Annotated in this window: 9 protein-coding genes; 2 read left to right on the top strand and 7 right to left on the bottom strand. The window is 75.8% G+C overall.

Translation table 11 applies throughout. The features are described from left to right. Positions 1–396 precede the first annotated feature (396 nt). The 4 genes from AC3EQ1_RS26000 to AC3EQ1_RS25985 are packed head-to-tail and all read right to left on the bottom strand — an operon-like array spanning position 397 to position 3,769. The gene (locus AC3EQ1_RS26000; RefSeq protein ID WP_432096758.1) at positions 397–1,722 is read right to left on the bottom strand and encodes an FAD-dependent oxidoreductase; all 1,326 of its coding nucleotides are present in this window, start codon (positions 1,720–1,722) and stop codon (positions 397–399) included. Next, positions 1,719–1,961: a 2Fe-2S iron-sulfur cluster-binding protein gene (locus tag AC3EQ1_RS25995; protein ID WP_432096757.1), complete on the bottom strand. Its 243-nt coding sequence runs from the start codon at positions 1,959–1,961 to the stop codon at positions 1,719–1,721. The genes AC3EQ1_RS26000 and AC3EQ1_RS25995 overlap by 4 nt, the downstream gene beginning before the upstream one ends. Next, positions 1,949–3,142, bottom strand: coding sequence for an NAD(P)/FAD-dependent oxidoreductase (locus AC3EQ1_RS25990; protein ID WP_432096756.1), 1,194 nt, complete (start codon positions 3,140–3,142; stop codon positions 1,949–1,951). Before AC3EQ1_RS25990 ends, AC3EQ1_RS25995 begins: the two co-directional genes overlap by 13 nt. 39 nt (positions 3,143–3,181) lie before the next feature. Continuing rightward, positions 3,182–3,769 (bottom strand): helix-turn-helix domain-containing protein, encoded by a 588-nt coding sequence (locus AC3EQ1_RS25985; RefSeq protein WP_351506144.1) that lies wholly within the window; start codon positions 3,767–3,769, stop codon positions 3,182–3,184. 80 nt (positions 3,770–3,849) lie between these two features. On the opposite strand from AC3EQ1_RS25985, the gene AC3EQ1_RS25980 reads away from it, so the two are divergent. Then, complete coding sequence (locus tag AC3EQ1_RS25980; protein ID WP_432096755.1) at positions 3,850–5,262, top strand: type III PLP-dependent enzyme domain-containing protein; 1,413 nt, start codon at positions 3,850–3,852, stop codon at positions 5,260–5,262. Between the two features lie 157 nt (positions 5,263–5,419). Here the strand turns inward: AC3EQ1_RS25980 and AC3EQ1_RS25975 are convergent, their stop codons facing one another. The 3 genes from AC3EQ1_RS25975 to AC3EQ1_RS25965 form a co-directional block, all read right to left on the bottom strand. Beyond that, entirely contained in the window at positions 5,420–6,280 is an 861-nt protein-coding gene (locus tag AC3EQ1_RS25975) for a MurR/RpiR family transcriptional regulator (protein ID WP_432096754.1), read from the bottom strand. 225 nt (positions 6,281–6,505) lie between these two features. Further along, on the bottom strand, positions 6,506–7,885 hold the full coding sequence (locus AC3EQ1_RS25970) for an acyl-CoA synthetase (RefSeq protein WP_432096753.1): 1,380 nt from the start codon (positions 7,883–7,885) through the stop codon (positions 6,506–6,508). Positions 7,886–8,334: 449 nt separating this feature from the next. Continuing rightward, complete coding sequence (locus AC3EQ1_RS25965) at positions 8,335–9,720, bottom strand: cystathionine beta-synthase (RefSeq protein WP_388859528.1); 1,386 nt, start codon at positions 9,718–9,720, stop codon at positions 8,335–8,337. A 172-nt stretch (positions 9,721–9,892) separates the two neighbouring features. Here AC3EQ1_RS25965 and AC3EQ1_RS25960 point away from each other — a divergent pair, with 172 nt between their 5' ends. After that, the gene (locus tag AC3EQ1_RS25960) at positions 9,893–10,951 is read left to right on the top strand and encodes an SGNH/GDSL hydrolase family protein (RefSeq protein WP_432096752.1); all 1,059 of its coding nucleotides are present in this window, start codon (positions 9,893–9,895) and stop codon (positions 10,949–10,951) included. The last annotated feature ends 121 nt before the right edge of the window (positions 10,952–11,072 follow it).

The following is an 11,072-nucleotide window of genomic DNA, read 5'->3' as shown; positions in this document are numbered from 1 at the left end:
GGAACGTATATTTACGGCCCGGGGGGCCACAAATACACGGAAGCTTCCGGAACCCCCCACCCCTGCGCCCCCACCCCCTTGCGCTCACCCGGCCCTGCGGCCCCCGCTGCCGTCATGTTTGGAGCGGGCCGGCGGCACCGCGCCGTCACGTTCACCTCGTCCCGCTGCCCTGTGCCCTTGCTTTCGCCCGGTGCCTGTGGCACCGCGCCCTGCAGCGTCGTCGCGTCCGCGCAGCGCCCCATGTGTTGGGTTCAACTGGTCCTGCGGGGCTGCTTCTTCACGCCGGCTGGGGTGCTGGTTCGTAGCGGTCGGCGTCGAAGCGTTGGAGTGGGTCTCGTAACCCTGAGGTCAGCGCTGCGGCGGGGCCTCCGTGCGGGCCTAGGTTTCCCTGGGGCGCTACGGCGGTTGCGGAGGTGGTTCGGCCAGGTCTCCGAGGCGGATCGGTTGGGCGATCGGGCGGCGGTCCGACGGGGGGAGGCCCGCGAGTTCGGCGGTGTTGCGGCCGCAGATCCGGCCCTGGCAGAGGCCGAGGCCGGCGCGGCTGGTGAGTTTCAGGACCCGCATGCCGTCGGCGCCGCGGTCCCGGAGTGCGGCCCGCAGGTCGCCGTAACCGACCTCCTCGCAGCGGCAGATGAGGGTGTCGTCGGTGAGCCAGCCGCGCCAGCCCGGGCGGACCGGGTGGGCCGCGGCGAGCGCGGCGGCGAACCGGCGGCCGGCCCGGACGCGGGCCGCCGCGCGCGGTGTGTTCGCGCCGATGGCGGCCGCGCCCGCCACGGTGCCCTCGGCCGCCGCGAGGTCCGCGCCGCCGATGCCGGTGATCTCGCCCGCCGCGTACACCCCGGGCACCGAGGTGGCCTGGCGGGCGTCGACCGCGACGACCGGGTGGCCGTCCGGGCCGGGGCGCAGGGAGCAGCCCGCGGCGACGGCCAGTTCGAGCTGCGGGGTGAAGCCGAAGCCGACGCAGACGGCGTCCACCCCGTCGACGCGCCGGAGAGCGCGGATGTTCCAGTCCCGGTCCAGGCGGGCCACGGTCACCGCCTCGACGCGGTCCGCGCCGTGCGCCGCGACCACCGCGGTGCGGTGGCGGTACGGGACGTTCCGGCGGGCCAGCCGGGCGGTGTACGCGGCGAGTTCGGGGAGTTTGGCGCGGCCGTCCCGGAGCGCGGTGACAGGCCGGCGCAGCCAGCGGGCCGGCGTGCCCGCCTCGTACACGCCGAGCACCTCGGCGCCCGCGTCCAGCAGGGCGGACGCGACGGGGAGCAGGAACGGGCCGGTGCCGGAGAGGACCACCCGGCGGCCCACCGCGAGCCCCTGTCCCTTGGCCAGTGCCTGGGCGGCGCCCGCGGTGCAGACGCCGGGCAGGTCCCAGCCGGGGAAGGGCAGCGCCCGGTCGTACGCGCCGGGGCAGAGGATCAGCGACCGGGCGTCCAGGGTGTCCACCGGCCGGGCGGCGTCGGCGGGCCCCTGCTGGGTGTGGATCCGGTGGGTGCCGTCCGGGCCCGGTTCGACGGCCCAGACGGACGTGTGCGGGCGGTGGTAGATCCGGGGATGGGCGAGCACCGCCCGGGCGGATGCGGCAGGTGTTCCGGTGGGCGCCTGCCGGTGGAACTGGCCGCCGGGGCGGGCGCCGTTGTCGAGCAGCACGACGTCCGCGGCGGCGCCGGCGGCGAGGGCCGCCGCCATCCCGGCGGGCCCGGCTCCCACCACGACCACGGCGTTCATGACGCGGTGCCGATGGCGTCGCCGTCGGCCGCCTCGCGGAGGCAGGCGCGGACGTCCGGCAGGCCGTTGACCGTCACCAGGCAGTCGTGGCAGACCCCGATCCCGCAGAAGACGCCGCGCGGCCGGCGGCCGGTCCGGGTGGTGCGCCAGGAGGTGCGGCCCGCGGCCAGGAGCACCGCCGCCACGGTCTGTCCCGGCCGGAAGCCGCGCGGCTCCCCGTCGACGGTCACTGTGGGCACGGCGGTTCCTCCAGTCCCGGACGGTCCACCCGGAACGGCTCCGGGTCCAGATGCGGCCGCTCCCCGGCGTACAGCTCGGCGAGCAGTTCGCCGGTGGCCGCGGCCAGGCCGATTCCCGCGCCCTCGTGGCCGGTCGCGTGCCACAGCCCCGGCCGCCGCGGGTCCTCGCCGATGACCGGCAGATGGTCCGGGGTGTACGGGCGGAACCCGCCGTAGGCGCGCATCACCGGGACGTTCCGCAGGCCGGGGAAGAGGACGGCCGCCCGGCGGGCCAGACGGCGCAGGACGTCGATCCGCACGGCGTCGTCGAAGCCGGCGCGCTGCCGGCTCGACCCGATGAGGACGGTGCCGGCCCGGGTCGACTCCACCACGGTCGAGGTGCTCAGGTCCGCGTCGTCGCTGCCGACCGCGCCGACGTACCCGGCGTCGTACACCTTGTGCCGGACGGTGCCGGGCGGCAGCGGGGCGGTGACCAGGATCATTCCGCGCCGCGGCAGGACGGGCAGCGGGGCGCCGGCCGCGGCGGCGAAGGTCGCGGTCCACGGGCCGCAGGCGCTCACCACCGCGCCGCAGGGGATGGTGCCGGAGCGGGTGACCAGGCCGGTGACCCGGTCGCCACTCCGGTCGACGCCGACCGCTTCGATGCCGGTCCGGACCTCCCCGCCGCGGGCGCGGACCGCGGCGAGCAGTGCGGTGGCGGCCAGCACCGGCTGGAGCTGGGCGTCCTCCGGATAGAACACCGCGCCGCGCACCTCCGGCGTCAGGCCCGGTTCCCGGGCCGCGGCCTCGGCCGGGGTGAGTGCCTGGGCGGTGACGCCGGCGGCGCGCTGGGCCGCGGCGAACTCCGTGAGGGCGCCGGCCTCCTCGGGCCCGGTGGCGACGACCAGCCCGCCCTTGGGCTCGTACTCGCAGGCGGCGTCCGGGCCCAGTTCGTCCGCGAGGGCGGCGAGCAGCCGCGGCCAGCGGCGCAGGGAGGCCTGGGCGAGGGCGAGTTCGGGGCCCGGCGGCTTGTCGGAGACCAGGAGGTTGCCCTCGCCGCACGCGGTGGTGCCGGAGGCGAGCGGACCGCGGTCCAGGACGGCGACCCGTAAGCCGCGGCGCGTCAGGGCCTCGGCGCAGGCCGCGCCGGTGATGCCGCTGCCGACGACGATCACGTCGGGGTGTTTCCGGAGGACGAGCATGCACCGCACCGCCGTTCTCTAGAAAGAACGGCAGTGACGTTAGTGCGGCGCCGTGGAGCGGTCAATGCCCTCGGGGTACTCGATCAGCAGCACCGAGGAGACCGGCGTGTCGCCCGCGGCCTCGTAGATGTGCGGACGCGCCCCGGGCAGGCAGACGTAGTCGCCGGGCCCCAGCTCGTACGGGTCCTCCGGCGGGCCGACCCGCAGCACCCCCGCGGTGACCACCACGTGCTCCACGCCGGGATGGCCCTCGGAGTGCTGCCGGGCCCCGGGGCGCACCCGCTGGTCGTAGACCTCCAGCACCCCGCCCCGGGGTTCGATCCGGCGCAGGATCCGCAGGTCCACGGCCTCGCTGCTCAGCACTTCGAGCCCGGCGGAGCGGACGAGCAGCACGTCCGGTTCGGTGCGCTCGGTCAGCAGATCGGAGACGGGCACCTTGAGAGCGTTCGACAAACTGAACACTGTCTGGATCGTGGGGTTGCCGAGCCCCGCCTCCAGCTGGGACAGCGCGCTCTTGGCCACGCCCGACCTGCGGGCGACCTCGGACAGCGACAGCCCCCGCTCCGTGCGCAGGGCACGGAGGTTCGCCCCCAGCATCCGCCCCGCCCGCCCCTGCTCCCCGGCCACGGCTCCTCCTCGGTCGGCGGCCGCCACTGTATCCGGGTCATTTCTGGCCAGAGGTGGCGGGCGGATGGTGGAGTGGCCTTATGAGCACCTCGGACAGGAACACCACGGCGGGGGACATCGCGGCGGGAGACATCACCGGCGGGGGCATCGCGGCCGGCGGCCACGAGCAGCGCGCGGCGCGGCGGGAGCGGGCCGTACGGGCCGCCGTCGAGCAGGGCCTGATCGGGACGGAGGAGCCGGTCGTCGGGCTGCTGGACGTGGCCGGCATCCGGGAGTCGGCCGCCGCGCTGCGGGCGGCGTTCGACGAGGTCACCGCCCCCGGCACCCCTGTACTGCACGCCTTCGCGGTGAAGGCCGCGCCCCTGGTGCCGGTGCTGCGGCTGCTCGCCGAGGAGGGGGTGGGCTGCGAGGTGGCCAGCCCCGGGGAACTGGCGCTCTCCCGCGCGGCCGGGGTGCCCGTGGGCGACACCGTGCTGGACTCCCCCGCCAAGACGCCCGCCGAGCTGCGCGAGGCGCTGGAGCTGGGCATCGCCCTCAACGCCGACAACCCCCAGGAGCTGGCCCGGATCGACGCGGCGGTCGCCTCCGCGCCGAGCCGCTCACCGCTCGGACTGCGGGTCAATCCGCAGGTCGGCGGCGGTTCCATCGGCGCGCTGAGCACCGCCACCGCCACCTCCAAGTTCGGGGTCGCCCTGCGCGACGAGGGGGCTCGCGACTGGGTGCTGCGCGCCTACGCGGAGCGGCCGTGGCTGACCCGGCTGCACGCCCACACCGGTTCCCAGGGCGTCCCGCTGGAGCTCATGGCGGAGGGCGTACGGGCCACGTACGAGCTGGCCGAGGAGATCAACGCGGCGGCCGGGCGGCGGCAGGTCGACACCCTGGACATCGGCGGCGGCCTCCCGGTCAACTTCGGCTCCGACGAGACGACCCCCACCTTCCGGGACTACGCGCAGGTGCTGCGGGACACCGTCCCCGGGCTGCTCGACGGCCGGTACGGGCTGGTCACCGAGTTCGGCCGGTCGCTGCTGGCCAAGAACGGCCTGGTCCTGGCGCGGGTGGAGTACACCAAGAGCGCGGGCGGACGCCCCATCGCCGTCACCCACGCCGGGGCCCAGCTGGCCACCCGCACGGTCTTCGTCCCCGACGCCTGGCCGCTCCGGGTGGAGGCGTACGACGCGCAGGGCCGGCCCAGGACCGGACCGGCCGTCGCCCAGGACGTCGCCGGGCCCTGCTGCTTCGCGGGCGATCTGGTGGCCGAGAACCGCCCCCTGCCGCCGGTCGAGGCCGGTGACCTCGTCGCGCTGCTCGACACCGGCGCGTACTACTTCACCAACCACTTCGCCTACAACACGCTGCCGCGCCCGGCGGTGCACGGCTTCACCGGCGGGCCCGCGGAACCGGTGCGCTTCGCGATGGCACGCCCCCAGCAGACGGTGGAGGAGCTGGTCGCGGAGAGCGGGGGCGGCTTCCGGGACGCCTTCACGGGGGCGTGACGGGGACGTGACGGGGAGGGGTGACGGCGGGCGTTTGACGGCGGCGATCCGACGGCCGGGCGCGCGACCGGACGTTCCCCCGGCTGCCTGGCGGACGGGCCGGGGCGTGACGGGCTGAGGCGTGACGGGCCGGGCCGCGCACCCCGGCGGGCGCTTCTCAGTCCACGAACAGCCCGCGCGCCGCGGCCCGTGCGTCGAACTCCTCCAGGCTCGCCTGCGCGTCCGGCAGCGCGTCGCACATCGCCTCCAGCAGGACCCGCCCCAGCAGCATCGGCGCGCAGGCCGTGTCGAAGGCGAGCCCGGTGCCGACGGCCGCCGGCAGCAGCAGATCGGTGTGCCCGGCCACCGGGGCGAAGGCGCTGTCGGCCACGGTGACCACGGTCAGGCCCGCCTCCCGGGCGTGTTCCAGGGCGTCCACGACCTCCCGCGGGTGGCGTGGCAGCGCGAAGCAGAGCAGGGCGTTCGCCCCTGCCCGCGCCGCGGCGTCGATCCGGTCGGCGAGCATCGTGCCGCCCTCGTCGAGCAGCCGGACGTCCGGGTGCACCTTGGCGGCGAAGTAGGCGAAGCCGCGGGCCTGCGCGGAGGCCGCCCGCAGCCCGAGGACCGGCAGCGGACGGGATCCGGCCAGCAGCCGTCCCGCGCGCTCCACCGGCGCGGGGTCGGCGAGCAGCGCCGCGAGGTGCCGCAGATTGCCGATCTCGGCCTGGACCGCCTGCTGGTACTCGTTGAGCGCCGCCGCCTCCGCCTCCGGCCGCTCCGCGGGGGCGACCTCGCGCAGGTGCCGGCGGAGCGCCGGGTAGCCGTCGAAGCCCAGGGCGACCGCGAACCGGGTCACCGACGGCTGGCTGACCCCGGCGAGTTCGGCCAGCTCGACGCTGGAGAGGAAGGGGACGTCCGCGGCCCGCCGCACCATGCAGTGGGCGATGCGCCGCTGAGTGGGCGTCAGCCGGTGCCCCTCGAAGAGCTGTTGCAGCCGGGCGGCCGCGCCCTCCGCGCCGCCGGTGTCCGCGTCGCTCATCCGGTCCTCCTGTCCGTCGTGCGCCGAGCTCCGCCCGCGGTCCGGTGGGCGAGCGGGGATCCGGCCGCGTCCCGCCGTCCGGCCCCGGGCCGGGAGGCCGTTGCCGTCCCGGCCCGGGTGCGGCGGCGGCAACTATTCAGCCACCATGAGCTCTGCATGACCATATACAGGCAGCCCCGCTCGGCGCACCCTTCCGCGTCGCCGTGACCCGCCCGCACCCGACGCTCAGAGCGGCGGCAGCAGGCGCTTCTGCGGCTTGCCCATGGCGTTGCGGGGCAGCGCCTCCAGGAAGACCACCCGGCGCGGGCGCTTGTGGGCCGACAGGTGCCCCGCCACGAAGTTGATCAGCTCGTCCTCGCCGGTCCCGTCGGCCACGACATAGGCCACGATCTGCTGCCCCAGGTCGTCGTGCGGGACGCCGACGACGGCCGCCTCCCGGACCGCGGGGTGGTCCAGCAGGGCGTTCTCCACCTCGCCCGCGCCGACCCGGTAGCCGCCGGACTTGATCAGGTCGGTGGAGGCGCGGCCCACGATGCGGTGGGTGCCGTCGGGCTCGACGGCGGCGATGTCGCCGGTGCGGAACCAGCCGTCGTCGGTGAAGGACGCGGCGGTCGCCTCGGGCCGGCCGAGGTAGCCGCTGAACAGGGTCGGGCCGGTGAGCTGGAGCTCCCCGATCCCGCTCCCCTCCTCGGCGACGACCCGGGTCGCGATGCCGGGCAGCGGGGTGCCGACGCAGCCGGGCCGGCGGTCGCCGTCGGCCCGCGCGCTGACGGTGATCAGCGTCTCGGTCATGCCGTACCGCTCGACCGGCCGGTGCCCGGTCAGCTCCGCCAGGTCGCGGAAGACGGGGGCGGGCAGGGCCGCGCTGCCCGACACCAGCAGCCGGGCGCCGCTCAGCGCCCGTGCGGCGCCGGCGTCCCCGGCGACCCGCCCCCACACCGTGGGGACGCCGAAGTACAGGGAGCCGCCCGCCGCCGCGTACGCCTCCGGCGTCGGCCGGCCCGTGTGGACCAGGCGGCTGCCGACTCGTAGCGCCCCCAGGACGCCCAGCACCAGGCCGTGCACATGGAACAGCGGCAGCCCGTGGACCAGGGTGTCACCGGGCGTCCACGCCCACGCCTCGGCCAGGGCGTCCAGATCGGCGGCGACGGCCCCGCGCGGGATCAGCGCGCCCTTGGGGGCACCGGTCGTGCCGGAGGTGTAGAGGATCAGCGCGGTGGTGTCCGGCGCGGGCTCGGCCTTGTTCCAGTCGGCCCGCTCCCGGACGTCCACCGGAACGCCCTCCACGCCGTCCGTGCCGTCGGCCCCCAGCAGCAGTTCGGCGCCCGAGTCCCGCAGGATGTGGCTCCGCTCGGCGGGCCCGGCGTCGGGCGGCAGCGGGACGACCGGAACCCCGGCCAGCAGCCCGCCGACCACGGCCACCACGGTCTCCAGCGAGGCGTCGGCCCGTACGGCGACGGCCGAGGCCCCCGCGATCCGTCCGGCGACCGCGCCGGCCGCCCCCACCAGCTCCTCCCGGGAGGAGGAGCGCCCGGCGACGGTGAGCGCGTCGGGACGGTCGGCGCCGTACGGCCCGGCCAGGGAGGGCAGCAGAACTCCGGTCACGGATGCGCTCCTTCACCCCGGGGACTCCCCCGGTTCGGATGGGGGCCGGGGCCCCCGTTGCGGTCACCGTGACCGTAGCGCGCGGGGCGCGGCGGGCCGGAGCCGGGGAACCGTGACGCCGGGAGCCGCGCACGCCGAAAGCCCTGCGGCCCCGGCCGGAGCCGGGGCCGCAGAGGGGAAGCGGATGAGCGGGGACCGCCGCACCCCGGCCGGGAGACCGGGGGCGGGACGACGGCGGTCCCCGCGGGGGACGCGGGCCGGGTCAGGGCCGGTCTGCCACGTCCGGGCGCCATGGAGGTCCGGGAGCCGCTCCGGAGGTCCTGGGCGCCGCCTGTGGAAGCCGGTGTCGTCCTTGCCGACATCCCCTACGGTGCCCCACCCGTGTTAAGTCCGTGCTGCGGGTGCGTGACGCATACGTACCTCTTACGCGAAGGCCCGGCCCGGCAGGGTCATTTGGCGTCCTTCGCCAGGAACGCGAGCAGGTCCTGCCGGCTCACCACACCCTTCGGCTTGCCCTCCACCAGCACGATCGCGGCGTCGGCCCGCTCCAGCACCGACATCAGGTCGGCGACCTGCTCGCCGGAGCCGACCTGCGGCAGCGGCGGGCTCATGTGCTTCTCCAGCGGGTCGGTGAGCGACGCGCGCTGGGCGAAGAGGGCGTCCAGCAGCTCCCGCTCCACCACCGAGCCGATGACCTCGGCCGCCATCACATCGGGGTGACCCGCGCCGGGCTTCACGATCGGCATCTGCGAGACGCCGTACTCGCGCAGCACGTCGATGGCCTCGCCGACCGTCTCGTCCGGGTGCATGTGGACGAGCGAGGGCAGCGCGCCCTCCTTGTACGCCAGCACGTCGGCGACGCGGGCGCTGGTCCCGGCCTCCTCCAGGAAGCCGTAGTCCGCCATCCACTCGTCGTTGAAGATCTTGCTGAGGTAGCCGCGGCCGCTGTCCGGCAGCAGCACGACCACCACGTCGTCCGGGCCGAGGCCCTCGGCGACCTTCAGCGCGCCGACGACCGCCATGCCGCAGGAGCCGCCGACCAGCAGGCCCTCCTCCTTGGCGAGCCGGCGGGTCATCTGGAAGGCGTCCTTGTCCGAGACGGCGACGATCTCGTCGGTCACCTTCGGGTCGTACGCGGTGGGCCAGAAGTCCTCACCGACGCCCTCGATCAGGTACGGCCGGCCGGAGCCGCCGGAGTAGACCGAGCCCTCCGGGTCCGCGCCGACGATCCGCACCCGGCCCTCGGAGATCTCCTTGAGGTACCGGCCGGTGCCGCTGATCGTGCCGCCGGTGCCGACACCCGCGACGAAGTGCGTGATCTTCCCCGCCGTCTGCTCCCACAGCTCCGGGCCGGTGGTCTCGTAGTGCGACCGCGGGTTGTTCGGGTTGCTGTACTGGTCGGGCTTCCAGGCGCCGGGCGTCTCCCGGACGAGCCGGTCCGAGACGTTGTAGTACGAGTCGGGGTGCTCGGGGTCGACGGCGGTCGGGCAGACCACGACCTCCGCGCCGTACGCCCGCAGCACATTGATCTTGTCGGTGGACACCTTGTCCGGGCAGACGAAGATGCACTTGTAGCCCTTCTGCTGGGCCACGATCGCCAGTCCCACCCCGGTGTTCCCGGAGGTGGGCTCCACGATGGTGCCGCCGGGCTGCAGCGCGCCGGACTCCTCGGCCGCCTCGATCATCCGGACGGCGATGCGGTCCTTCACGGACCCGCCCGGGTTGAAGTATTCGACCTTGGCCAGGACGGTCGCCTGGATGCCCTCGGTCACGTTGTTGAGCCGCACCAGCGGGGTGTTGCCGACGAGCTCAATCATCGAATCGTGATACTGCACGACGTTCTCCAAGTCAGGCGGGGTCTCCGCGGTCGGGCGGGCAGCCGCTCTCGCGGGCCCGTGCCTGCCCAGCCTATTCCGCCCGGGCCCGCCGTACGGAGGCGTTGCGGGACCGGCCGCACGGGGCACCTAACCAGTGGCACGGTCGGACAGCGGGAGGCGGGCCGGACACATGTCGATGTCGAGGGCGAGGGTGGCGCGGCGGATCGCGGCAGCGGCGGCATACGGGGGCGGGGGGATCGGACTGCTGGGCGGCGCCACGGTCGGGCTGCTGATGACCGAGGTGCAGCTGGCGCGACGGGTGGTGGGCGGCTCGGGCGACCTCCCGCCGAACGCGGACGGCCGCTACGGACTGGCCTTCGCCCGGCAGGCCGGGCGAAGGCCGCTGCGGCTCGCCCTGGCCGGTGACTCCACGGCGGCCGGACAGGGCGTGCACCGCCCGCGGCAGACACCGGGCGCGCTGCTCGCCTCGGGGCTGGCGGCGGTCGCCGAGTGCCCGGTGGACCTGCGGACCGTGGCGCTGCCCGGCGCCCAGTCCGACGACCTGGAACGGCAGGTCACGCTGCTGCTCACGGACAGCAGCCTGGTGCCCGACGTCTGCGTGATCATGATCGGGGCGAACGACGTCACCCACCGCATGCCGCCCGCCCGCTCCGTGCGGCTGCTCGCGGACGCGGTGCGCCGGCTCCGGGAGAAGAACTGCCAGGTGGTCGTCGGCACCTGCCCCGACCTGGGCACCATCGAGCCGGTCTACCAGCCGCTGCGCTGGGTGGCCCGCCGGATGAGCCGGCAGCTGGCCGCGGCCCAGACCATCGGCGCGGTCGAACAGGGCGGCCGGACGGTCTCGCTCGGCGATCTCCTCGGCCCGGAGTTCGAGGCGAATCCGCGGGAGCTGTTCGGCCCGGACAACTACCACCCGTCGGCCGAGGGCTACGCCACCGCCGCGATGGCCGTGCTGCCGACGCTCTGCGCGGCGCTGGGGCTGTGGCCCGCGGAGGAGGACCGGCCGGACACCTCGCGGCACGAGGGCATCCTGCCGGTCGCGGAGGCCGCGGCGCAGGCGGCCGCCGAGGGCGGCACCGAGGTCGCGGCGGCCGCGCCGGTCGGCATCCGGGGCCCCTGGGTGCTGCTCAAGCGCCGCCGCCGGCGGCGTCTCCCGCCCAGCGAGATGCCGGGCGCCGCCCGGGCGAAGGTGCGGGGACCGGACTCCACGGTGCACGGCCCGGACTGACTCGGAGGGCCGGCCGGACGCCCGGGCGGGCACCCCGTCCCGGCCGCTCCGGTGGGCGGACCGGGGGCGGCCGGTCGGCGATCCGGACGCGCCGGTGGGCGGACGGCGGACGACAGACGGC

The sequence above is a fragment of the Streptomyces sp. bgisy100 genome (assembly GCF_057709105.1).
This window is presented reverse-complemented; position numbering and strand designations above follow the sequence as displayed.